This window comes from Paenibacillus sp. FSL R5-0345, from assembly GCF_000758585.1.
Taxonomy (GTDB): Bacteria; Bacillota; Bacilli; order Paenibacillales; family Paenibacillaceae; genus Paenibacillus_AQ.
On sequence record NZ_CP009281.1, the window covers coordinates 250,998 to 274,608 of the forward strand.

Genomic DNA, 23,611 nt, shown 5'->3' on the forward strand with positions numbered 1-23,611 from the left:
ATGGTTATTTGGTAAAGAAGTTCGGCAAGAACTCTTTATTGGCCTCCAGCATTTCATCCAGCATACGTACCGCTATATCTACAGATGGAACGAGTGGATGATGTACCATGGCCTGAAGAGCAAGTGCACGGTCACCGGTTACAGCGGCATCAATAGCTAGTTGCTCATAAGTTTTGACCGCATGAATGAGTCCCTTAGCCATCGGTGGAATCTTGGTCAGTGGTAGAGGCAGTGGACCGTTCTTGGTGACAACACAGTTGACTTCGATACTTGCATCTTCTGGCAGGAAGTCCAGTATGCCACGGTTAGCAACATTCAGGGTCTGGATGTCGCTTGATCCGTTATGGAGCGATCTCATGAGATTAACGGCCGCCTCTGAGTAGAAAGCACCGCCGCGTTGCTCCAGCTGTTTTGGTTTCTCGCTTAACTCCAGATTGGCGTATAGCTCAAATAGCTCTTCTTCTACGCGCTTCACGACTTCAGCACGATTGATGCCTTGCTTAAATGATTCCATTTGCTCTTCGAGCATGGCATCTGTCATATAAAAATATTTCAAATAGTAGGAAGGGACGGCACGAAGCGATTGTAAGAACTCAGGATTCCACTCTCGGGCAGGTACGTTCTTAGCACTGTAACCTTCTGTGAGCATGTCATCCAGCTTATCTTCACCTTCAACATCGATCCGAGTAATCCAGTGCAAGTGATTCAGACCCACAAATTCGGCATAAACACGGTCCGCAGCTACGTTATATTTGGCGGATACTTGCTTGATCAGACCGATAGGTGCGTTACAGAGACCGATACTCTTTACTTTGGAGTATTTCAGAACAGCCTCAGTGACCATTCCTGCAGGGTTGGTGAAATTGAGCAGCCAGGCGTTAGGAGCCAGCTCTTCGATGTCACGGCATACATCCAGAATGACAGGGATAGTACGCAGTGCTTTCATCATTCCACCAGGGCCCGTCGTTTCTTGACCGATAACACCATACTTAAGAGGAATAGACTCATCACGTGCGCGGGCATCGAGCATACCGACACGCATCTGAGTGCTGACGAAGTCTGCGCCTTCGATAGCCCTCCGGCGGTCTGTTGTAAGATGAACTTCAATCGGAAGCCCGGATTTCTCAACCATACGTTTAGCGAGATTTCCAACGATATTCAGCTTGCGGAGTCCAGGTTCAATGTCTACAAGCCAGAGTTCACGAACAGGAAGCTCCTTGTAATGAAGAATAAAACCCTCTACCAATTCGGGTGTATACGAAGAACCCCCACCGATAACTGCGATCTTTAATCCTTGTTTAGTTGCCAAGATCAATCACTCCTGTCTTATTAGTTTGTTGAATAGATTCATAGTCTTGGAATCCCCGCATTTTGTTAAAGACTTCATTACTAAGGACTAGACCGTCTTGGTCCATCGCGGACCATACGGCACCTACTACAGGTTCTGTGGTAAGGGTTACCACAGTTGCTTGTGGAGCTGCGGCTAGTACAGCCTTCTCAATTGGTCCGCGAATCCAGCCGCGATCTCCACGGGTTAGCAGACTTCCTGCCAGAACCACATCGAAGGTATCCTGCTCCATGCCAAGCTTGTGTATGACTGCAGCAGCGGATTTTCCTAACTCAACGCCTTGCCGATTTAGAATCTCCAAGGCTACGGCATCTCCCTCAGCGGCTGCTTCAAAGAGCAAGCGTGCAGCATGTACAGGCACCTGTTTCCAATGATCGAGGAAATCATTAAACATATCCGCTACTTCCTCATAGCCTAGCAAATTGAGCAGGAGACCGGTCAAGAGTGTAGGTTGTTCTCGTCCATCCCAAGCTCTAATAACAGAGCGAAAGACTTCAATGTTGAGTGCACCACCTCCGCCGAAATCCCCGTACATGTAGTCGAAGCCGCCACACTGATAGTGCTCTCCTTTCGGGTTTCTGCCTGCCGAATTAGTGCCCGTGCCACAGATTAGTGCAACTCCATAAGTGCGAGTCGTCCCTGCGCGTAATCCGATCATCGTGTCACAGTTGATTGTGTAATTGATAAATCCGATCTCGCATATCATTGGGTGGAGAATGGCATAATCAGCCTCGCGATCGGCACCAGCAAGTCCTAGATAAGTGTGCTTGATGTCTTCTAATCGGAGTCCGGCTTCTGAGAGTGCTCCGAATGTGGCTTCTCGAATACTGTTGGCTGCCTCCTGGGCGCCAGTCTGGTGGTTACCGTTACCGCTCTTGCCTTTACCGAGAACATTACCAAGTTCATCGCATAGCAGAGCATAGGTTTTAGTACCTCCACCATCGATCCCTAAGTAGTAAGTCAAAGGTCATCACTCCTAGTGTATGGTATAGAATCTACTTGACTGCGGTAGATTCGCGTACAATAATTTTGGGGTCAATCCGCACGCCGGCTCCACGTTTCATCTTGCCGGAGATGCGTCTGAGCAGCATATCTGCGGCAGCCAGCCCGATTTTATCCGAAGGTTGACGTATCGTTGTAAGATATGGATGAAGCTGTGAAGCAATGTAATGATCATCATAGCCAATTACAGCTACCTCTTCGGGTACTCGAATGCCAGCTTCCATCAATGCGTTGATGACTCCAAGGGCGATATTGTCATCACCAGCGAATACTGCAGTAGGTAGTTGTCCTTCATTTAGCCAACGCTTGCAGGTATCATATCCCATTCCAATATCGAAATCGCCATGCACAATCTCAAATGGAGTGAGATTTTTTTCTTCAAGCGCGTGCAGGAATCCAGCGCGTCGCTCCCGCGTACTGCGGAACATCTCCTGTCCACAGAGATGAGCGATTGACGTATGACCGAGTGATAACAGATGACTGGTGGCCATATATCCACCCTTGAAGTTGTCGATCGTGATGGAGTAGGTGTCATTTTCAGGCTTCTGATTATCTATCAACACATAAGGGATACCTCGTCGTTTTAATTCCACAATATAATTATCCTCTTCCACTGGAGACAGTAGAATCAAACCATCTACCCTATCCTCCTGAATCAGATAGTGGCTATCATCCGATTCGATGCCTTTTGAGATGGATATGGCTAGATAATAACCGTGTAGCGCCAACACCTCATTTAGTTCTTTGACCACTGCATCGAAGAAGGAATCCTGCAAGGTGGTGACGATTAGACCGATAATTCCAGTCTTGCCGCTGGCCAAGCTCCGTGCCGCTGCATTAGGGCGATAATCCAGCTCTTTAATGGCATCTAACACCTTCTGACGATTGTTTTCTCGTACCGATTCGGCTCCGTTTAGAACCCGGGATACGGTTACGACGGATAATCCGGATTTCTTAGCAACATCAAAAATACTAACCTTCATTTTAAGTTCTCCTTGCTTAAATATAAGCGCTTTAACTTTTGTACGGATTATGATTATTCTTAAGTTTAAATGTAGTATGTGTACATCCAAAAGTTTAAGCGCTTTAACTTTTGGATGCGCTTGTTAAATTCATCTTAGAGGATGACTTCTAATTAATCAATACTTATTTTGGATATGAAAGCGATATCGTAATTTACTAATTTGTGTGTAAGTATGTCAAATATGATGACATTCATTTGTGATTTTCGAGAGCGAGCGCTCGTGCTATGATTAGGCTTGATTATATTTTTTTAGAATCGAGGAAACTGAGTGACGACTAGACCCTACCTAAAAATGATCCAGCATTCCGTGAAATCCAGAGGTATCAGCTTTGAGGAAATCACGCCGAATTTCGTATATAGAGCAACGGATGGAGTTCATTCGTTTGTAATGGTAGACGCGGAGATTGGTCTAAACAGCAGCGCTTCTACGATTATTGCCATGAGTAAATCTCTAACTTATGATGTCTTACGCAAAGCGAATATTCCGGCTGTAGAGCATGTCTATTTAGCACATCCGGACTCCAAATTTAGCAATTTAGATCCTTATCCAATAGCTAAGGATTATTTCCATAAGTGCAATGGAGAGGCTGTTGTGAAGCAAGACAACGGGGCGCAGGGCAATCATGTGTACAGGGTTAATGAGATAGGAGATCTGCAAGAGAAGCTGGATTTATTATTTTCCTTGCAGCTTAATGGGGCGATAGGCCCTTATTATGAAGCAGAGATTGAGTATAGAATCGTAACTTTTAATCATCTGGCGCGTGTATTCCTTGGGAAAAAAAGAGTTCATTCCTGGAAGCACAATTTGATTAATGGAGCTGTTACGATTGAGGTAAGAGATCAGGCCAAACGAGAGGCGCTGGCAGAGCTTGCTTCCCAGACCTCTAAAGCGATGGGCCTTGATTTCTGTTCCATAGATATCTTAGAGACAAATCAAGGCCTCAAGGTCATCGAAGTTAATCATAAGGTTATGTTAGATGAGTATTGTAAGCAGAACCCGAGCGAAGTGCCAGCTCTATCTGATCTTTATAGGGAAGTCATTCTCCAGCGTTTTGAGAAGCTATAAGCCGATATCGAGCAGCGATTGCCCGAATAATCGTTTGGCATTTCCGATGAAGGTTTGCGTGCCGACAATTACAATAATCTCGGAGGACGATCGAGCTTTTATGTGAGTAAGAGCATCCTCCAAATAGGGAAACTCGGAGCTTTTTTCGATAAAACGCTCGGCAACACGGAGTGCATCTGTAGGAAAAGAAAGATGACTGATGTCAGGCTTTGTGACGATCAATTGCTCCGAGACCGTACTCATCACTTCGATAACCCCTAGATAATCTTTATCTTCGGGAACACCGATGATTGAAGTTACATCTCGACTGCGGTCGGGATTGACTAGTTGAATAAGCTCAGCCAGATAGGCTGCCGATTCCTTATGAATCGCTCCGTCAATAATCGTTAACGGATCATGGCAGATCACCTCACAACGACCCGGCCATTGCAGTTTTGCAAAACAATTGATTAAGAGTTCCCTATCCAGGGGACTGCCTGTAATATCCTCACATAGCGCGACTGCAGTGGCGGCATTTAGAGCTTGAAATTGCCCCAATAACGGGATCGTTAAGGACGGGTAAATCGCTTGATTTGTCCGAACATCAAAAGTAGTTCCAATGGGCGTTATTGTAATAGAGTCAGCCCAAAACTGCTCCTCATAGTACTGTACAGAATTGGAGGTAAGGTTCTCCTTTATAGTCGCTAGTACGCTCGGATTCTGCCTGCTGATATAGGCTTTTGTAGCCTTATTTTTGACGATTCCCAGCTTATGTAGCGTAATACTATTCAGGTCAGGACCCAAATTAGCTACATGTTCTTCCATAATCGGAGTAATGACCGCCCAATCATTCTTCAGGACATTCGTGTCATCAAACCTTCCGCCTCTTCCGCATTCAATTACATTGAAATCGGTATGATTCTCCTTGAAGTACAACGCCGCTATAGCTAGACCTATCCCAACAGGACCTTGATATTCATCAGCACTAAGCTGATTTTCAATCGTTTGGAATCCCTCGTGAACCACATTTCCTAATCGTACAAAATCCTCTGTGGATATGGCCCGCCCGTTAATCCGAATTCTCTCGTTGAAATCGACCAGATGAGGGGAGGTGAACAAGCCCACTTTATAGCCTAGGTGACTTAACAAAGAAGAGATGAATCTGGAGGTGGAGCCTTTACCTTTACTGCCTGTGACTAGTATGTATTGTTGATCTCGATCCGGACTTCCGACTAGATCCAGCAAAGCTCTGGTTAATTCCGGTCTTCTAACTTGTTCATCCAAAGTTTCTGTGATGTTGTTAATGGCTCTTAGATAAGAGCTATAGATCATATCTTCTACCTGGGATTGTGAAGTGAATTTCACGATTATCGCTCCATTTAGTTAATTTTTGCTCGTTCTTCAGATAGCGTCGTGTAGATGATTATCGGAAGCAGTATCAGAGAAATAGCAACGGTCAGAGCGATGCTCCAGTTCAAATCCTTATACAGCTGAACTACAGTAAACAATAAAGCGATTACGGGCAAGACCAACTTGTTTAAGTGTTTTAAGAATAGGGAGTTCATGCTTCTCTTTACGGTAACCGATGTGCCGATACTGGGGATTTCCAGTTCATTCCGTGACAAAGCGGTGATTCCGATAAATAAGTGGCTGTCGATAAATTTAAGCTGCTCATTCTCCTCATTTAGCTTGATCAGTTGGGCTATATGCTCAGTGTCTATATCTAAGATGGGGACGGTGATTGTTTTGTTGTTATAGGTGACGACGATTTTGTCGGTCTCTTCCATACCCAGCAGCTTTCTAACATTGGGATGAATTCGGCATAGATTTTGGTGTTCATCAAAAGGGTAGGGATGGCCTACTCTTAGTGTAAGCTCTCTTTTGCCAATAAAAAGATTTCCTAATGCGGTTAAAGGCCGTTTGATTCCCAGATGTATAAGTTTATGTATGCCTGGCTTGGACTGAGGACTTGTTCTTGCACGGGTAATAATTAGTTGATCATCCTCAGTGGCATGAGTCTCAAGCAGCAACATGATATATCTGTTGAAATACAGGGCATTCGGCTTGGCTGTGTCATCTTCTTTTAAAGTTAAGTTTACCCGAAAGCCATTTTTAGGATTAATAAGCTCGACATGGTTCGAATATTTACGGACAAGCGTTGGACAGGCTTTGACATAAGGCTTGGCAATCTCGTCCACTTTAGGAATTCCCCGAAGGATCGTGCTGTACTCAGGTTTGGTAATGGTTAATCCTGTTAGTGGGCAGTTTCCTAGCTTGTCCTTTGCTCTTTTCGACAATTGAATACTGCCTCTTGGGATATCACTTTTAGATAAAAGCAAACAGCTAACCTGAGCGCCATTCTCTGCTTTAAGCTCGACAAAGATATGGTGTACTAAGCCTAATTCGACTAACTCATCGGGGTTTATTGTGATTTCTTTCCGAGCGGTATAGCTCTGTTTCTCCAGTATAGTGAAGGTCTGCTCGATATTTATGTTAGGCGCCTCCCAATCGATTGATAATTTGTTCGAGGGAATGAATGGTTTTTTGGAATAAATCAAATGAATTCGGGTTACGATAATTTCGATTAATTTCAATCTGAAAACCTTGAACTAACAATTCTTTAGCCGAATACGAAGTGATCGTTCCGGGATGAGATGCAGAAAAGGTATGGTTTTGATGAACATTGGTAATACCATTATTGAAAAAAATACGTACGACTTCATTTATATTATTTTCCTGTATGGATGTTCCGTGTAATGTGCCTAAATCAATATCGAATTCTCTATCTTTAGAAGCACCATGCAAGTCTATAACAAAGTTAATTTGATGCTCTTTGACAATTGTTCCAAGCGCAGCTTTATATTCTCCCCCAAGGATGTAATTAGGGTCTTCTTTGGAGAAGCTATTGGAATAGATACAGTGGCAATCTGTGAGCTTGTGTAACAGCAGCGCTAGCGAACCTGTATACATGTCTGCAGGCTTTACAGCATGTTCTCTATAGTGGTTAATGGCATGCGGAGCAGATACAAGTACGGGAAGGGTGCCAACTTCAATGGAGTAAGAGGGCTCTACGCCGATATCGCCAAAATAATTATTATTAGAGAATTGTAACTCATACTTTTCGATCAGAGATAAGATATGATATCACCTATTCCTATTTATTTTGAATCTATTATAACGTCTGAGGATTTGTGATGGCGATTTTTTCTAATAAAGTGGCTATTGAAATGTTGGAAACGGTGTGCTAATATTTCAATTGAAAACGTTACCGATAAGGATACCGGAAAATAAGCGATCGTTACTTAAGTGGAATGGAAACGCTGACAACACTCTCGGTGGGTAATTTCGGAGACGTCTTTAAGCGAGGTAATTTAATAACAAGTACGAGGGGGAAGAAAAATGAAGAACATTAAAAAATATCTAGGGCTCATGTTGGTTATGTCTATGGTAGTAGTCTTGGCAGCAGGGTGCGGGAATAAAGAAAACAATGCTGCCTCTAACGATGGGAACGCTTCATCTGGTAAAAAAGGATCGGTTTACTTTTTAAACTTCAAGCCTGAAATTGCAGAAATATATGAAAAAATAGCTAAGGATTACGAAGCAGAGACAGGCGTTAAAGTAAAAGTGGTAACGGCTGCCGCAGGTACTTATGAAACCAAATTGAAATCTGAGATTTCTAAGTCAGATGCACCTACAATCTTCCAAATTAACGGACCTGTTGGTTTTCAATCTTGGAAAGATTATACCTTGGATTTGAAGGATACTAAGCTGTACAGCTATCTGTCCGATAAAAGCTTGGCTGTAACAGAAGGTGAAGGCGTATATGGTATCCCTTACGTAGTTGAAGGCTACGGTATCATCTACAACGATGCAATTATGAAGAAATACTTTGCCTTGGCTGATAAAGCTGTATCCATCTCTTCCACGACTGAAATCAATAATTTCGAGACCTTGAAAGCAGTAGTAGAAGATATGACTGCTAAAAAAGATCAACTGGGTATTAAGGGTGTATTTGCTTCCACTTCCCTCGCTGCTGGTGAGCAATGGAGATGGCAGACTCACTTGGCTAACTTGCCGCTGTACTATGAATTCAAAGACAACACTGAGTTTGATAACACCGTACTTGCGGGTTTAGCTTCTAAAGAAGTTGAATTCAAATATAACGATAAATTCAAAAACATTTTCGATCTTTACATCAAAAACTCTGTGACTAAAGAAGCGCTTCTAGGTAGTAAATCTGTAGCTGATTCCATGGCTGAGTTCGCACTGGGTAATGCAGCTATGGTTCAAAACGGTAACTGGGCGTGGTCACAAATCAATGATGTAGACGGTAACGTAGTTAAAGCTGAAGAGATCAAATTCTTGCCTATCTACACAGGTATGGAAGGCGAGGAAAAACAAGGTCTGGCTGTAGGTACAGAAAACTATTTGGCAATCAACAGCAAAGCATCTGCTGAGAATCAACAAGCTTCTATCGCATTCTTGGAATGGTTGTTCTCCAGTGAAAAAGGTAAAGCTTATGTAACGAATGACTTAGGTTTCATCGCTCCATTCAACACTTTCGAAGATAGCGAAAAACCAGCAGACCCACTGGCTAAAGAAGTGTCCGCTTGGATGGAAAAAGATCTGACTTCCGTAGCTTGGACATTTGCAGCATTCCCAAGTGAGGAGTTCAAAAATGTCTTTGGTGATGCGCTCTTGCAGTACGCTCAAGGTAACAAAACTTGGGATGAAGTTGTAACGATCTTCAAGGACACTTGGAAGGCTGAAAAAGCAAAATAATAAAGGCATGGAAAGATGATTGAATATCCCTCAGTTGTTATATAGATACAAGCTTAGTGCCACTAGGTTCCTTAGGGACTTCAGTGGCACTAAGCAACAATTCGAGTGAATTTGATTACATCTGTTTAATCATTTTCCATTCTGAGATAGGAGAAGACTCCATGGAAAAATCGATAAAAAAATATTTTGCTCTTTTTGCATTACCGACCATAATAGCCTTTGGAATCGCTTTTGTTGTACCATTTCTGCTAGGTATATATTTATCCTTTACAGAGTTTACTACAGTCAATGATGCTAAATGGATAGGTTTTGGCAATTACGTTAAGGCATTCTCAAATCAAGAATTCCTAAATGCGCTGGGCTTTACGGTTAAGTTTACAGTTCTATCGGTTCTTACGATTAATGTGTTCGCTTTCATTCTGGCGATGTTGTTAACTAGAAAACTAAAAGGCACTAACGTATTTAGAACTATCTTTTTCATGCCTAACTTGATAGGCGGTATCGTATTAGGATACATTTGGCAGTTGATCTTTAATGGAATCCTGTATAAATTTGGTGTTACTTTGACCTCAGATGCTACTTATGGATTTTGGGGATTAATCATCCTTATGAATTGGCAATTGATAGGGTACATGATGATTATCTATGTTGCAGGTATTCAAAATGTGCCTAAGGATATAGTAGAAGCCGCAAGAATTGATGGAGCTTCACGTTCTAAGATATTACGTAATGTGACCATCCCGCTCGTAATGCCGTCTATCACCATTTGTTTGTTTTTAACCTTATCGAATTCATTCAAATTGTTTGACCAAAACTTAGCATTGACCGCTGGTGCTCCGTCTAAGCAGACATCCATGTTGGCACTGGACATCTACAATACATTCTACGCAAAAACAGGGTGGGAAGGTGTGGGTCAAGCGAAGGCCGTCGTATTCTTTGCTTTAGTAGCCTTAATCGCCTTAGTACAACTTGTCATTACTAGAAGAAAGGAGGTTGAGAACTAATGCAACAGACTAGAGCAAAAGACTACTCCATTTTCACTATTTTGTTGGTCTTGGCCATTGCGTTCTTATCTCCGATCTTTATTGTTCTAATGAACTCCTTCAAAGGTAAGTTCTACATTAGTGATACGCCTTTTTTATTCCCTAATGAAACTACATTTGTTGGTTTAAAGAACTATACTAGCGGTGTAGCGAAGATCGATTTCTTTAGTGCTTTCGGAATGTCCTTGTTTATCACCGTGTGTTCGGTTGCTGTAATCGTGTTATTCACTTCCATGACCGCATGGTATATTACTCGGGTGAAATCAAAATTCACGAACTTAATGTACTACGCATTTGTGTTCTCAATGATCGTACCTTTCCAAATGGTTATGTTCACAATGACTAAGACAGCCAATGTGCTGCATCTCGATAATCCGATTGGAATTATCTTGATCTATTTAGGATTTGGCTCAGGGCTATCCGTCTTTATGTTTAGTGGATTTGTGAAGTCCATACCGCTTGAAGTTGAAGAAGCAGTTATGATTGATGGATGTAATCCACCGCAAGCCTTCTTTAGAGTGGTACTGCCCATCCTTAAGCCTATAGCTGTAACCGTAGCGATCCTAAATGTAATGTGGGTATGGAATGACTTCCTGTTGCCGGATCTGCTGATCGGTACTGAATACAAAACAATTCCTATTGCGATACAGTACCTAAAAGGCGGTTACGGATCGATTGATATGGGAGCTATGATGGCGATGCTTGTATTAGCTATTGTACCGATTATCATTTTCTACCTCACCTGCCAAAAATACATTATTGAGGGTGTTGTTGCAGGAGCTGTGAAGGGTTAAATAGAATATGTCTGTAGAAGCAAGTAGGGTGCTTTTCTTGTTGAGTCTTCTCTTCAAGAATCCCCTGCTTTCTTATTTAACGTGCAAAGGAAAGGTAGAAATGGAGAGATTGACTATAATAGATATCGCCAAATTATGTGGGGTTGGCGTGACTACAGTATCCAGAGCGATAAATAATCATCCTGATATTAATGAAGAAACAAAAGCGATGGTGATGAAAGTCATCAAAGAGAACCATTATGTACCGAATAACAGTGCCAGAAATTTAAAACGTTCCGATTCGAAAACGATTGCAGTATTGATCAAAGGGATATCTAATCCATTTTTCAGCCCGATGATTAAAGTATTTGAAAAAGAGATCCAACGAAAGAAGTACTCCTTTATCCTACAGCGAGTCGATGAGAATCAAGATGAGATCGAAGTGGCAATTGAGCTGGAGAAAGAAAAGCGTCTGAAGGGAATTGTGTTCCTTGGGGGATTATTCTCACACTCTCAAGAAAAATTACAGCAATTAACGGTTCCATTTGTCCTCAGCACGATCGGAATGACGGAAGAGTTTGATCTAAGTAACTATTCTTCTGTATCTGTAGATGACTTTAATGAGAGTTATAAAATTGTAGATTATTTATGTAATCTGGGACATGAGAAAATCGCAGTCATTACCGCGCCCGAAGATGATGTAAGTATCGGTAAGTTGAGATATGAAGGGTATAAGAAGGCTCTTTCTGATCATGGAATAGTTTATAATGAACGGCTAGTACGGCGGATGAAAGAAGATATTGATAGCTATAGTATGGAAAATGGGTATGCGGTTACAAAAGAACTACTGGATTCAGGGGAAGAGTTTACTGCTATTTTCACCTTATCGGATAGTATGGCCCTCGGTGCTTGTAAAGCAATATTTGAAGCGGGCAAGCGAGTTCCTGAAGATTACTCTGTAGCTGGTTATGACGGACTGGATATTTCTTTCTATTATAATCCCTCTATCACTACCATCAAACAGCCAGTAGTAGAAATTGCGGAGGCGACGATTAAGATTCTTTTTGATCTCATTAATAAGAAGGTCAGTCATGCGCATCAGATTTTCCCTGCAGAACTAATCGTTAGAGAATCTACGAGATCTATATTGTAGTGTCAGGTCGCTGAAGGCTGGGGAAATTGCCGGTGAATTCGAGGACTAAGCCACTTAAGATATGGGTTTAGTCCCATTGTCAAGATAACCAGGCACCTACCATATCAGAAACAGGTTTATAGATAAAGATCATCCAGCCTAAGGGATTAGAGACTTGGATATGCAAAGCGTTCATAACGCCGAAATAGGTTCCCAGCAGTAGAAGAAATGAGAACACCCATAGCTCTTTGATTAATTTGTTCTTCCACATAAGGGGCACTTCAATGGCTATAATCACGGCTACAACGATGACGATCAGTACTAACCCCAAAATTCATAACCTCCCAAGCCATCTTTAGTTTCGAGATTTCAAGTCTTTATGCAGTGCTCTCCGAAACATCGCCACACCTAACAACACCAAGGGTAGAAAAAATCCGAAGGTTATAACATAGTACACCAAATAATTATCGAAAACTGTGTTGTAATATGTATAGTTCGGGGCAATGAGAGGTGCTAGAGCAACCAAAATTAACCCTGTGGGTAAGGTTAGCACGCGAAACTCTTTTAGTTTGAATAATTGGGATACCCCTAGAATGAATGCATAGAAGAACAAAGTTACTTTTATAAACAGGGTTAACATCCATTGTAGAGCTATCAGGGCTTCCACCCGCTCAAAGAATCCGCCCACAGATATTCGCCTTGCTATATTATAACTAGGGTATATGTCTCTAGTTGTCAGATCGGGACCTAGTACTAAAATGGAAACTGAGAGCGTTAGGAAGATTATAATACCACCGAGGAAGCAGCCTTGTAGTAAGCTTTTTGTTATCTTTTGTTGTTGGTTTACATAAGGTAGAAACATTAGAAAGACAACCGGTTCTAAAAAGGTGTAAGCCGTAATAGAGATAGCCCCTCTCAACACTGGCTTTATGCCATCCTCCAATATGGGAGTTATTCTGACAAATTCTATCTGAGGAATAATTGCGACCGTCAGAACTAGAAATAGGATAATAATCATGGGCGTAAAGATTTCCCCAGCCCGTCCTATAACCTCAATACCGAGCCGCGTCGCCATAATCACGATCAGTATGAACAAGATTAGAATGGATGGGATAGGGGTTCCTTGCAACATTTCTGAAACCACGAAATCACTGATCTCTCGCATACTTCCAACGCCAATCATAAGAAAAAACATTAAAGTCATGAGTGATAGGATTGTACCTATCCATTTTCCAAGTGCCTTTTGAATCGCCTGAATTAGCGTTAGATTGGGGTATGCTTTAACGAACCTACTGTACATATAGGTGGTTAACAATCCAGCTACCATTCCAATTATGGTGGAAATCCAGGCGTTTTGTCTGGCGTAGTGTGTAGTAGAAGGGGGGATTACGAGAATGGAATCCCCGATAGTAAGAAGCATAACCAGAATGGTTAGCTGACGATTACTTATTTTTCCTTTTTCCAGCATAGCTTCGTTCCCTCCAATGTATCACTTCATCTCTTCTAAGAAAGAGTTAGTTATTTTTCCTAACAGGCGAATTTTAATGTCTGTCTTTACACTTACTGGCAGGTTAGCAAAGATTTGATCCCAATTGTCTTTTAGTTTCTTCCATGCCTGTGGATCAGAGCGATGTACAACCTCGCCAAATCCAAAAATATCAGATTTATATTGTTGTTGTACTTTCTTAATAGTATTTTCGAATAAAAGTTCTACCTTCTGGTTAGCGATTTGTTCTAATTCGGTGATGGTCTTTGGATTGGTCAGGTCTAGATTTCTACATTGAACCTCTCCTAAATTTGATTCTATGTGTTGTTCTATACTGATTTCTGGCTTGCCGTTTTTCATGCTACTTTTTATTTTGGAGTGGGCTTCAAATACATCAAGAGACACCTTATTTCCTTCGGGGCACTTGATGTAGAATACGGTGCTCTTCACCTTATTGGTTAAATAGTTATATACTTTTGATTCCTCTTGATTTAGCCAGCCAATCAATTTGTCCTCTTTAAATACAGCCAATCCGGAGTATTTCAATTCTGTTGGAGAGTCAACTGTTTCAACATTCTGTTGAGTTTCTCCCACATCTACATTTCCATCGATGATAACCCCTGTTAGGACTGGATTCTTACCTTTAGTAACAAGCTCTGTTGTCAATGTTCCTAAGGTCACAGTAGATGTAGGTGCCCATTGTTTCTCCGATGTTTCCAGACTAGAATATAATCGCATGGCAGGAATCTTTTCGAGGCTGGTTAATATTTTCAAAGCATCTGATGCTTTGGAGTTTTTGGATACGACTATAAAAAAATCATTTCTCACTTCGGTATCTCTAGACAAGAGATCAAGAACTGGACTGATTCCTTCCTTTGCTAAATCTTCGCCCAGAACTAATATTCGCAAATGAGCGATGTAAATTTTGCGGGGGCTAAGGGTTGTGATTTTCCTTACGGCTTCATAAACGGTGCTTCCAGTGGCTTTATATAGGTTTACGGGTGACTGAGGACTTCCGCCCTTTGAGCCTGCAATCTGACTGGGTAACACCACTTGTGCAGAAACTTGATATTGATCTCCGATCTTATCAATGCCGAGCCCGACAGTAATCGCAAGATCGTTCAATTCACGGCGACTCCAGCAACCTGTTATGAATATTTGTAAGAGTATAACAATGCAAAGTAGGAGTGATCTTCGTCTCATGGTTTATTCCTCCGTTACATCTCCCGGTTTTTCCGGTGGTGTACTCTTCTCCCGAACGAGATTTTTTTGATTGATTAGCTTAGGACGGGTAAACATAGCCCAACGAGGCATTCGGAAAAAGGTGTCCTTTTGATCAACAAGATTAAACGGAGCTAGCGGGCTCATATAAGGAACTCCAAAGGAGCGTAAACTGCACATGTGCAGAACAATTGCAATAATCCCGATAATGATTCCGAACAATCCGAAGGAAGCGGCTAGAAACATCATTGGAAAACGAAGCATTCTGACCGTCAAGGCGAGATCAAAGGCTGGCAGAACAAAGCTGGAAATAGCTGTGATTGCGACAACAATGAGCATGGCGGCAGAAACAATACCGGCATCAACTGCTGCGGTCCCTATCACTAAAGTTCCCACAATAGAGACAGATTGGGCTATGGTTTGAGGCATTCTTACACTAGCTTCTCTTATAATCTCAAAGGCAAGCTCCATTAAGAGGGCTTCAATAAATGCTGGAAGCGGCACGCCTTCCCGTTGAGCAGCTAAACTAATTAGCAGCGTTGTGGGCAACATCTCTTGATGGAAGGTAGTAATAGCTACATATAAAGATGGGGCTAGCAGGGATATGAATATACAGAAATAACGGAGCATCCGAACTAGGGTGCTGACATCCGCACGTTGGTAATAGTCCTCTGCGGTCTGCATGAAGGAAACGAAAATGGTAGGAACCATCATCACTTCAGGGGTGCCATCTACTAAAATAGCTACTTTCCCTTCCATAAGACCAGCTGCAATAACATCAGGACGTTCGGTATGATGAATAGTTGGAAATGGAGTATAGGTTTCATCCTCGATTAATTCCTCGATATAACCACTCTCCAAGATTCCGTCAATATCGATCCGATCTAAACGTGAATGTACTTCTTGCACCACCCCGTCATCTACAATTCCTTTGATATACATAATCGCAACATCTGTTTGGGTAACCCGTCCAATGGGTTGCGTTTCTAACCATAGGTTAGGGTCTTTTATTTTTCGCCGGATTAATGCAGTGTTGGTACGTATGCTTTCTGTGAAAGCTTCCTTAGGCCCACGGATCACCGTTTCGGTGGAACTTTCTGTTACACCACGATCTTTCCAACCACGCATACCTATCATGAAACCCTTGGCGTATCCATCTAGCAAGAGAATCACATCTCCGGATAAGAGGGAGGTCATTAAAGAATTGAACTCCGTTGCGTCTTTGATTTCACCTACGGTAAGCATGTGATTTTTTAATAAGGAATAGTTGTCTTTCTCAGGTTCTAAGCTCAAATCTGGAATTTCTAAGATAAGAGACTCTAGAATGAAATCCTGAATAGCTTTACTGTCAGCCAGTCCATCTGTATAGAAAATAGCAGCCTTCATCTGTTGCTTGGAGCCAATGAAGAAATCTCTGATTACAAGGTCTGTGCTATTGCCGAGCGCTGTTTTTATATGTTCAATATTATCTTGAAGGTTTGTCTTGATAGGTTCTTTAGGTATTTCTCTATTGGGGTTGGGGTATCCTGATGTAGGGTTTTTGAATATTTTAGTTATTGTTCTGTTTAGAAATCCCATAGTTGTTATATCCCTCTTCCGCAAGCTGCTGTGAAATTAGCTATTACCAAAATGCGGTGGGATTATTCTTTGAATAATCAACTGCAGGTTTGGGGATGAACATGCAAAAAAGCCGTCGAGAGCATCTCGACGGCTAGGGTTAGAACTAGGTATTTAAAAACTTTAGGACGTCCAATCGTTATATAAATGTTTCTCAGTTAAGATGGACAACAACTGGATACCGACCTCATTATGGCCACCTTCAGGGATGATCAAATCGGCGTATTTTTTGGATGGCTCAATAAAAGCTTCGTGCATCGGTTTAACCGTGCTCAAATATTGGTGATGGATTGATTGAATGCTCCGACCGCGTTCCTCGATATCACGGAGTACCCGGCGGAGGATGCGTACATCAGGATCAGCATCAACAAAGACTTTGATATCAAGCATATCGCGGAGGTTCTCGTCGGATAGAACATGAAGCCCCTCGATAATTACAATATTGTTTGGTTTCAGTTCTACAGTCTCCGTAGTGGAGCGGGCATGAACTGTGAAGTCATACACCGGTGCATATGCGGCCCTATCTTCTCGCAGACATTTAAGATGCTCAATCAGCAGCTCGTTGTCGAAAGCGAAAGGATGATCGTAATTGATGGATTCACGTTCAGCGAAGCTGAGGTGTGAATGATCTTTATAGTAGTTATCTTGAGATATGAAAGTTACCTTTCCCGTTCCAAGACGGTCAATGACGGAGCGGGCTACGGTTGTTTTTCCCGAGCCGGTGCCGCCGGCGATACCAATAATGAGCATGTGATTCAATAACCCTCCCTAAGATTGCCGTTGCAATTCCAATATTGTAGCACAGCGCTCATGTTTTTTCACCTTAGATCGGGTAAAATTAAGATGGGATTTTTTGAAATTCGTCTATATTAGGGACAAGGCAAACACGGAAGGGGCAATTCTACCAATGAACGGAAAAAAATCAGTGCAAGAGGCATTTAATGAAACGACTTATCGAATCGTAGGACATGGGGATCGGGATGTTCAAGTCTTGAAGGAAGCCTTTGAAGCTGTAGAAGATAATACGCCATCTGATATTTATGGATCGGGCAAGGTGATTGAGAATTTCCAGTCGGAAATGGCGAAGCTTTTGGGAAAAGAAACAGCAGTCTTCTTTCCGAGTGGAACGATGGCACAGCAAATCGCCTTAAGAATATGGTGTGATGAAAAAGGACTCAAGAGCGTCGCCTATCATCCTTTATGTCATTTGGAGATCCATGAGCAGGATGGGTTGGAGGAATTGCATCATATTAAGCCTGTCCTACTTGCGGATAAGGATCGACTAATTACCTTGGATGATGTATTACAAATGAAGGAGGATATTGCTTGTCTGCTGCTTGAATTACCGCAGCGTGAGATTGGCGGGCAGTTACCAGAGTATCAGGAGCTTGAAGCGATTTCTGCTCATTGCCGTGCTCGGGGAATTAAGCTGCATTTGGATGGCGCAAGATTGCTCGAGACACTTCCCTATTATGGCAAGACAGCTGCTGAGATCTGTGCCCTCTTTGATAGTGTCTATATCTCACTGTATAAAGGAATCGGAGGAATTGCAGGCGCGATTCTTGCAGGCAGTGAGGCGTTTACGAAGCAATCGAAGATATGGAAAAGGCGGCATGGTGGCGACCTAATCAGTCTGTATCCATACATTATTTCCTCTGACTATTACTACAAGCAAAGAGTAAATAAGATGCAGCAGTATTATGAAGACGCTAAGGAGCTTGCTGCTTTAGTTAATAAATGCCATGCGGTGACTACGTTACCTACTGAGCCTGTCTCCAATATGTTTCATATGCATTTTCAAATGTCTAGGGAGCGCATGGAACCAATCCTGTCTTCTGTATATGAGGCAACAGGAATCGGTTTAAGCGCAGCGATAAGACCAACGGGAGAACATAGTTCTTATTGTGAGATCAGTATTGGAGACAAGTACGCCGACATCCCTAAAGAAGAAGTAAACGGATTCTTACTGCTGCTCGATAAGCTAATGCATGAATCATCTTCTGAGCAGCGTTCGAAGTAACGAAATCCGTAATAATTGTTTTTTAATAAGCTTTGTACGAAATTCATTTCTTAATTGATTGTAGATTGGCGGGCAATGGTTAAGGGCCCAATGATACATGAATTTAAAGTCTGTAGCGTCTTTCGCAGAATTTAATAAATAGTATGAGATCGTATCATACGCATTATGGCTAAACCATTCTGTCATTTCCTGCTCGCTATAGCCATATTTCTGAATGGCCATATTCTTAATCAAGAGTTTCTCCTCCAGATTCTCAATTAAGAATCCCTGACTCAGATGAAAGGTAATGTTGTCACCATGTAATCTATACACGCCGGCAAGGGTATCTATGAAGCCAGCATCACCGACCAACAGAGAGCGCAGATAAATAGAAGCATCGTTGACCATATTCATACTCAGGATATCCATAGCCATTAAGGCCTCGCGCTTAAAGACAGTTGTTAGTGTGGAGGAGGGCTTCGGATATCCTTTTTTCTCGAAATTCATGAAATAATCTTGCTTCTTAATAATTTTACTTAGCTGTAGGCTGCAGATCTTCAGTTGTTTTGCCTTTGAATATTCAAGAAACACATTAGCAGCCACAAATGAGATTTCGGGATGAAGATTGTGAAAGTCCACAGCCTTACTTAAATAGTTCATGTCAATCAGATAGTCGTCATCATCTAGGAAAAGAACATACTCGCCATCACCATGAGCGGCAAAGGCTGAACGGCGATTATTACCGGGTCCGCTATTCTTTTCGTTTCGCATGTAGATTACCTGCGGCTCATCTCCGAAGCTTTGCTGCATTAACTCTTCCGTCCCATCTGTAGAACAATCGTCGATCACTGTGATCTCTTTATGAGGATAGTCTTGCTTTAAGATGCTTTGGATCGCTTGGTATAGAAATGCCTTTCTATTGTAAGTAGTGATAATGACACTGACCTTGGGATAATCGGCAAAGGAAACGAGTACTGGGTCTGAACTAGCCGTATCTGAGGACTGATATTTGAATGCAACTAACCCATGGATTAACCCGTCGATCTCTTCGTGCACGATACTAAATTGCTCTGCTAAATAGAACCTTAATGCATCCTCCGAAGCTCTCCCTGTGAGATAAGCCTGGATCACCTCTGATAAAGTTTCTAAAAAGGCTTTGACTTGGGGATTTTGTTCTTTATCTATGATCAGACGACATCTTTGGAAGATTTCTTTATCATCCATATGAAGGGGGAATGAGTGGTTGATTTCATCATTTAGGTCATTCAGAAAGACGTAACAGGCTTGCTGTAAAACCTCGCTATGATCCATTTCGAGTCCTCCTGTTGTGTTATTTGGATAAACCACTTACCTCAGGCTGAGTATTAATTTTATTTTTGAGTTTATATCGATACTTTTTGAGATGTTCCCATGTATAGAGAAATACTTCCCGTTCCATTAAAGAGCCGATTACGAAATATACAGGCAAAATCACAAGTCCTAGCAGTACACCCCACAACATAAGTCCCGCATAGGAATGGATGGGGATATTGATAGCGCGAGAGATCAGAATAATGCCCACAAAAACCACTGCATTCGTTAGCCATCTTTTAAAGGTGACCCAAGGACTCCGATTCAGCAGATGTCTGCTAGCGTAGATCACGATATCTATGGAGCGGTATAAGAGGGCGGCTATAGTTCCCATCAGTACACCGTAAATTCCCATGAAGATTACAAATACAATGGAAGCTACCAGATTTATAGCTGATTCCAGAATGGAACGGTTCTGTGTGTTCTTGAAATGCCCGGCGATGGTAATCACATTATTGGAAGAAGCTCTGGCATTGGTTAATAATTTGATGACTACGAACAGGATCGGTAGCCACATATCGATGTAATTCACGTCATTTACTCCAGCGGTATACAACTTCATAAAAGGAAGAATTAGAATGTAAGCCACAGTCAGAATTGAGAAGATGAGCCCCATAAAGTAGACTTCGTAAGCATCATAAAATTTAATAAAGGCTTCTTTACTCTCATGAAAGCTCTGACCAAGAGCTGCCTTTACACTTCCGTTTATAGTTTGAACAATGTTATCTACAATCGTAAAAATCATGTTGTACATGACATAGATGCTAACGATCTTTAAGTTCGTAAATATAGTCAGGATCAGCACGTCGGTATTTCTAAACACCAAGTAGGAGATCTCATGAACTAACACGGAGTTTTTTTGACCAATGGCTGCATAGTCTGGTTTAAGATTTAGGTCGATCCATTTGTAATGCTTATTGATATAGATATAGAAGACAACGATTTGAAGTATGGTCAATATGAAATAGGATGCTTGCACTGCGATGATGTTAACACCTTGAAGTAATAACAGAATCCGAATCACATTGTTCAGAATATTAGCCACAGTGACAATAGAAGTTTCTACATAGCTTTTTCCCTCTGCAGCGAGCAGAGCTTTGAATTTTCCTTGAAAATAATAATTAATCGCTCCGCCCATCCCTGTGAGCAAAATAATGAGCATAATCGATAATTTATCGATGTCAGAGGTGATCACTAATGGGTATATAACGGCAATTAGGAGGACGGCGAAGAAATAATAAATCCCTGTTTTTTTATAATAGCTGGAGGTAGCGGCCAGAATAGAGTTGATATGGGTCTTATCATCCGAAGCTACCGGCTTATATAGGGCTTGAATCGAAGCGGCGCCTACACCGGCTTCCAGCAGGGCCAAATAACTAATGATCTGTACAATCGAAGCGATTAAACCATTGGCTTCAGAGCCATAGTTAACCATAATCAGTCTGGGTATAAAAAAACCAAGGATGATCGTGATGAGCTGACTTCCGAGTCCAAAGGATAAGTTAAGAATGCTCCGCTTGGCTCTCATAACGTATCCTCCTTTCGTAAAGCGATAAATACGTATCCAGATGTTCGAAATGCCTTTCGGCATGTTTGGCTTGTGGCGTAACATCCATGTAGTGGGTAGTCATACTATCAAAAACCTGTGCAGGCTGTAGCTGCTCTAGTGTAGTGAAATCGGTATATAACCCTTTGTACTGGGCATCTTCCATTACATTGATCATTTTTTGGCTGTAAGCCACGGGAAACACTGGTTTATCCAACACCCAACCCAGGATCATCGCATGGAATCTTGATGCTACTATGAAGCTGGAGTTGGCTAGAACGGCCAAGACCTCTTCCATATTCGTTTTATATAAATGCACTTGGATGGCATCCTCATAGGAGGAGCCCATAAGATTCCGGATTTCCTCAATCGCTAGCTGATCACCTTCATGTTCGCAAAATGACATGAAATGAACAGCGTAGCCTTTTTCAATGAAATAAATTGCGAGTTCTTTCATTTTTTCATAATAGAGGTTGTCAAAACCGTTCAGACCTTTAGAAGAAGGCTTAATAACGGATAAGACGATGTAATCCTCAGGTTCGGGTTGAAGATCTGGCGGGTTAAGCTGAAAAATAATATCTGGCGCTAAACGGACATGATCCAGATCCTCAAATAACTCATAAGAGTACTTTTCTCTAAAACAGATATCTGTATAGTCCTTAAAAATCCGCCTGTGTTCCTCATAATATTCTTTATCTGTATAAGGGCCGAAATTCGATCCTAATAAATAGTAGGGTTTATTCTTATTCCGTATGGCTTCAGCGTTCTTGAAATGCTCTTCCCAATGCTCTGCCTGCATAAAGATCGAGCCACCGATATGAACAACGCCATCGGAGCGATCGGCCATATATTTTTGTGACAGATTATGTATCTTTAACCTTCTGCAAATAAAGGCAACGCCTCTTAAGAAAAGGGAATCAGAAGGATACACTTTCAGATTCTTGATCTCTTTGAAACACTGCTTGTATAAGCTTGGAGCACAGATTCTGAATTGGGTATCGGGATATCGCTCACATAGCACCTTAATGAACAAATCATCGCCCAAATTAAATTCCGTATAGGCATAGATCAGCATCTTTTTCATATTCTAGATTCCTTTCGCTTGAACCTGGATAAGCTTCTCTCCACAGAAATGAATCTGTGATATAGAAGCGGGGAGATTAAGAATGCTCGGATATAAAGGGCTAATCTTCGATCATTACCTCTATAACGTCTTATGAGTTCATACATTTCTTGATTTAGTTCAGGATAGGTATGATCAATGTCGCGAAGTAACTCCTGAATGCTTATGCCTTCTGTCCCATTTAGACAGGTTTTGAGGTTGAAAAAGTAATTCTCGATCAACTCGCGATTTCTTATATAAGGGGATATCATATCCAGCTTCTCAAAGGGATGGGCCTCGAAATAGGCATCAACCCGTTTGAATACACCGACGACATCAAATTTTTTTACATTATAGCTATTGGAAATTGAAGTGTTTCTTTGTAAATAAAACGATAATATATCCGGTAACGTAATGACTGTAGCCGCTCTGGACAAGGCTTTGTAGATAAATTCCTGATCCTCTCCATTTACACAGCGTTCTGTATATTTGAGTCCATGATGGAGTAATAGTTCCCGTTTATATGCAATGCTCCCTGTCCATATCCGCAAGCTTTTGTCCACAAAAATATGAGTCAGCGCTTCACTGCCTGTGATGTCACTATAATCGGAAGAGTAGCTCAAAGTAGTGACTCCATCCTCTGAAACATGGCTATATCCCCAGCAAATAATCTCGGGGGCTGATGCTTGAGTATGGGTATGAATAGTTCGTACTAAGTCTGTAGAGATATAATCATCACCATCCAGAAACAGCACATATTTTCCTGTAGCTTCTGTTAAGCCTCTATTTCTAGCCGCACTAACCCCTTGATTTTCTGTTTGAATGGCTTTGCAAGAAAGATCGGGGTGAAGTGCGAGAATATTTGCTATCACGTTGTAGGTGTTATCTGTAGATCCGTCGTCCACGATAATGACTTCGAAATGTTGTTCACTTTGGGTAAGGAGTGAATTAAACATAGGGGTTATATAATGCTCAATATTGTATACAGGGACCACAATGCTTAAATTCATGTGCTGGCTCCTTTCCTTAGTAGAACTGGATAAATAGCTATCTTAAGCTTACCCTCCGTATCAAAAGATTGTATATACTACTTTAGTTTACTTATTGCTACCTCTATTTCGTTGTAACATCACGTGAATAA

General features: G+C 41.8%; 21 protein-coding genes. 6 read left to right on the forward strand and 15 right to left on the reverse strand.

Going from position 1 to position 23,611, the window contains the following annotated elements:
- Positions 1 to 4 precede the first annotated feature (4 nt).
- The 3 genes from R50345_RS01190 to R50345_RS01200 are packed head-to-tail and all read right to left on the reverse strand — an operon-like array spanning position 5 to position 3,333.
- The gene (locus tag R50345_RS01190) at positions 5 to 1,309 is read right to left on the reverse strand and encodes a 6-phospho-beta-glucosidase (protein ID WP_042123405.1); all 1,305 of its coding nucleotides are present in this window, start codon (positions 1,307 to 1,309) and stop codon (positions 5 to 7) included.
- Complete coding sequence (locus tag R50345_RS01195) at positions 1,299 to 2,312, reverse strand: N-acetylglucosamine kinase (protein WP_042123406.1); 1,014 nt, start codon at positions 2,310 to 2,312, stop codon at positions 1,299 to 1,301. The genes R50345_RS01190 and R50345_RS01195 overlap by 11 nt, the downstream gene beginning before the upstream one ends.
- Before the next feature lie 31 nt (positions 2,313 to 2,343).
- A complete protein-coding gene (locus R50345_RS01200) occupies positions 2,344 to 3,333 on the reverse strand; it encodes a LacI family DNA-binding transcriptional regulator (RefSeq protein WP_042123408.1) in 990 nt (329 codons plus the stop codon).
- Positions 3,334 to 3,642: 309 nt separating this feature from the next.
- Here R50345_RS01200 and R50345_RS01205 point away from each other — a divergent pair, with 309 nt between their 5' ends.
- Complete coding sequence (locus R50345_RS01205) at positions 3,643 to 4,440, forward strand: ATP-grasp domain-containing protein (protein ID WP_139328426.1); 798 nt, start codon at positions 3,643 to 3,645, stop codon at positions 4,438 to 4,440.
- On the opposite strand, the gene R50345_RS30005 is transcribed toward R50345_RS01205, so the two are convergent.
- The 3 genes from R50345_RS30005 to R50345_RS01220 all read right to left on the reverse strand — a co-directional run bounded on the left by R50345_RS30005 (position 4,435) and on the right by R50345_RS01220 (position 7,389).
- The gene (locus R50345_RS30005; protein ID WP_052414413.1) at positions 4,435 to 5,784 is read right to left on the reverse strand and encodes a bifunctional folylpolyglutamate synthase/dihydrofolate synthase; all 1,350 of its coding nucleotides are present in this window, start codon (positions 5,782 to 5,784) and stop codon (positions 4,435 to 4,437) included. The two genes, R50345_RS01205 and R50345_RS30005, sit on opposite strands and share 6 nt — an antisense overlap.
- A gap of 14 nt (positions 5,785 to 5,798) precedes the next feature.
- Positions 5,799 to 6,716 (reverse strand): hypothetical protein, encoded by a 918-nt coding sequence (locus R50345_RS01215; RefSeq protein ID WP_042123412.1) that lies wholly within the window; start codon positions 6,714 to 6,716, stop codon positions 5,799 to 5,801.
- A 196-nt stretch (positions 6,717 to 6,912) separates the two neighbouring features.
- The gene (locus R50345_RS01220; protein WP_052414414.1) at positions 6,913 to 7,389 is read right to left on the reverse strand and encodes a hypothetical protein; all 477 of its coding nucleotides are present in this window, start codon (positions 7,387 to 7,389) and stop codon (positions 6,913 to 6,915) included.
- 429 nt (positions 7,390 to 7,818) lie between these two features.
- Here R50345_RS01220 and R50345_RS01225 point away from each other — a divergent pair, with 429 nt between their 5' ends.
- The 4 genes from R50345_RS01225 (at position 7,819) to R50345_RS01240 (ending at position 12,170) form a co-directional block, all read left to right on the forward strand.
- Entirely contained in the window at positions 7,819 to 9,201 is a 1,383-nt protein-coding gene (locus tag R50345_RS01225) for an ABC transporter substrate-binding protein (protein ID WP_042123413.1), read from the forward strand.
- Between the two features lie 161 nt (positions 9,202 to 9,362).
- On the forward strand, positions 9,363 to 10,205 hold the full coding sequence (locus R50345_RS01230) for a carbohydrate ABC transporter permease (RefSeq protein WP_042123416.1): 843 nt from the start codon (positions 9,363 to 9,365) through the stop codon (positions 10,203 to 10,205).
- Positions 10,205 to 11,038, forward strand: a complete 834-nt coding sequence (locus R50345_RS01235; RefSeq protein ID WP_042123418.1) for a carbohydrate ABC transporter permease — start codon at positions 10,205 to 10,207, stop codon at positions 11,036 to 11,038. The genes R50345_RS01230 and R50345_RS01235 overlap by 1 nt, the downstream gene beginning before the upstream one ends.
- A 100-nt stretch (positions 11,039 to 11,138) precedes the next feature.
- Positions 11,139 to 12,170: a LacI family DNA-binding transcriptional regulator gene (locus tag R50345_RS01240; protein ID WP_042123419.1), complete on the forward strand. Its 1,032-nt coding sequence runs from the start codon at positions 11,139 to 11,141 to the stop codon at positions 12,168 to 12,170.
- A gap of 79 nt (positions 12,171 to 12,249) precedes the next feature.
- Here the strand turns inward: R50345_RS01240 and R50345_RS01245 are convergent, their stop codons facing one another.
- The 5 genes from R50345_RS01245 to udk all read right to left on the reverse strand — a co-directional run bounded on the left by R50345_RS01245 (position 12,250) and on the right by udk (position 17,223).
- A complete protein-coding gene (locus R50345_RS01245) occupies positions 12,250 to 12,480 on the reverse strand; it encodes a hypothetical protein (RefSeq protein WP_052414415.1) in 231 nt (76 codons plus the stop codon).
- A gap of 24 nt (positions 12,481 to 12,504) precedes the next feature.
- The gene (locus R50345_RS01250) at positions 12,505 to 13,617 is read right to left on the reverse strand and encodes a GerAB/ArcD/ProY family transporter (RefSeq protein ID WP_042123423.1); all 1,113 of its coding nucleotides are present in this window, start codon (positions 13,615 to 13,617) and stop codon (positions 12,505 to 12,507) included.
- Positions 13,618 to 13,638: 21 nt separating this feature from the next.
- Complete coding sequence (locus R50345_RS01255; RefSeq protein WP_042123425.1) at positions 13,639 to 14,838, reverse strand: Ger(x)C family spore germination protein; 1,200 nt, start codon at positions 14,836 to 14,838, stop codon at positions 13,639 to 13,641.
- Between the two features lie 3 nt (positions 14,839 to 14,841).
- Positions 14,842 to 16,434: a spore germination protein gene (locus R50345_RS01260; RefSeq protein WP_052414416.1), complete on the reverse strand. Its 1,593-nt coding sequence runs from the start codon at positions 16,432 to 16,434 to the stop codon at positions 14,842 to 14,844.
- 162 nt (positions 16,435 to 16,596) lie between these two features.
- Entirely contained in the window at positions 16,597 to 17,223 is a 627-nt protein-coding gene (gene udk, locus R50345_RS01265; protein ID WP_042123429.1) for a uridine kinase, read from the reverse strand.
- A gap of 157 nt (positions 17,224 to 17,380) precedes the next feature.
- Between udk and R50345_RS01270 the strand changes: the two genes are divergently transcribed.
- Positions 17,381 to 18,493, forward strand: a complete 1,113-nt coding sequence (locus R50345_RS01270; protein WP_042123432.1) for a threonine aldolase family protein — start codon at positions 17,381 to 17,383, stop codon at positions 18,491 to 18,493.
- Here the strand turns inward: R50345_RS01270 and R50345_RS30010 are convergent.
- Genes R50345_RS30010 through R50345_RS30015 form a run of 4 tightly spaced genes read right to left on the reverse strand, consistent with a single transcriptional unit; the run spans position 18,467 to position 23,480 of the window.
- Positions 18,467 to 19,783: a glycosyltransferase family 2 protein gene (locus R50345_RS30010; RefSeq protein ID WP_052414417.1), complete on the reverse strand. Its 1,317-nt coding sequence runs from the start codon at positions 19,781 to 19,783 to the stop codon at positions 18,467 to 18,469. The genes R50345_RS01270 and R50345_RS30010 overlap by 27 nt on opposite strands.
- A 19-nt stretch (positions 19,784 to 19,802) precedes the next feature.
- Positions 19,803 to 21,350 carry a lipopolysaccharide biosynthesis protein gene (locus R50345_RS01280; RefSeq protein WP_042123435.1) on the reverse strand — a complete coding sequence of 516 codons (1,548 nt, stop codon included), beginning with the start codon at positions 21,348 to 21,350 and terminating at the stop codon, positions 19,803 to 19,805.
- Positions 21,325 to 22,452, reverse strand: a complete 1,128-nt coding sequence (locus R50345_RS01285) for a polysaccharide pyruvyl transferase family protein (RefSeq protein ID WP_042123437.1) — start codon at positions 22,450 to 22,452, stop codon at positions 21,325 to 21,327. Before R50345_RS01285 ends, R50345_RS01280 begins: the two co-directional genes overlap by 26 nt.
- Complete coding sequence (locus R50345_RS30015; RefSeq protein ID WP_052414418.1) at positions 22,449 to 23,480, reverse strand: glycosyltransferase family 2 protein; 1,032 nt, start codon at positions 23,478 to 23,480, stop codon at positions 22,449 to 22,451. Before R50345_RS30015 ends, R50345_RS01285 begins: the two co-directional genes overlap by 4 nt.
- Positions 23,481 to 23,611: the final 131 nt, after the last annotated feature.

Excerpts from the sequence above, each read along its gene's own strand:
- R50345_RS01200 (WP_042123408.1), bottom strand. The coding sequence starts at position 3,333 with ATGAAGGTTAGTATTTTTGATGTTGCTAAGAAATCCGGATTATCCGTC.
- R50345_RS01220 (WP_052414414.1), bottom strand. The coding sequence starts at position 7,389 with ATGTATACAGGTTCGCTAGCGCTGCTGTTACACAAGCTCACAGATTGC.
- R50345_RS01225 (WP_042123413.1), top strand. The coding sequence starts at position 7,819 with ATGAAGAACATTAAAAAATATCTAGGGCTCATGTTGGTTATGTCTATG.
- R50345_RS01230 (WP_042123416.1), top strand. The coding sequence starts at position 9,363 with ATGGAAAAATCGATAAAAAAATATTTTGCTCTTTTTGCATTACCGACC.
- R50345_RS01235 (WP_042123418.1), top strand. The coding sequence starts at position 10,205 with ATGCAACAGACTAGAGCAAAAGACTACTCCATTTTCACTATTTTGTTG.
- R50345_RS01240 (WP_042123419.1), top strand. The coding sequence starts at position 11,139 with ATGGAGAGATTGACTATAATAGATATCGCCAAATTATGTGGGGTTGGC.
- R50345_RS01250 (WP_042123423.1), bottom strand. The coding sequence starts at position 13,617 with ATGCTGGAAAAAGGAAAAATAAGTAATCGTCAGCTAACCATTCTGGTT.
- R50345_RS01255 (WP_042123425.1), bottom strand. The coding sequence starts at position 14,838 with ATGAGACGAAGATCACTCCTACTTTGCATTGTTATACTCTTACAAATA.
- R50345_RS01260 (WP_052414416.1), bottom strand. The coding sequence starts at position 16,434 with ATGGGATTTCTAAACAGAACAATAACTAAAATATTCAAAAACCCTACA.
- udk (WP_042123429.1), bottom strand. The coding sequence starts at position 17,223 with ATGCTCATTATTGGTATCGCCGGCGGCACCGGCTCGGGAAAAACAACC.
- R50345_RS01270 (WP_042123432.1), top strand. The coding sequence starts at position 17,381 with ATGAACGGAAAAAAATCAGTGCAAGAGGCATTTAATGAAACGACTTAT.
- R50345_RS30010 (WP_052414417.1), bottom strand. The coding sequence starts at position 19,783 with ATGGATCATAGCGAGGTTTTACAGCAAGCCTGTTACGTCTTTCTGAAT.
- R50345_RS01280 (WP_042123435.1), bottom strand. The coding sequence starts at position 21,350 with ATGAGAGCCAAGCGGAGCATTCTTAACTTATCCTTTGGACTCGGAAGT.
- R50345_RS01285 (WP_042123437.1), bottom strand. The coding sequence starts at position 22,452 with ATGAAAAAGATGCTGATCTATGCCTATACGGAATTTAATTTGGGCGAT.
- R50345_RS30015 (WP_052414418.1), bottom strand. The coding sequence starts at position 23,480 with ATGAATTTAAGCATTGTGGTCCCTGTATACAATATTGAGCATTATATA.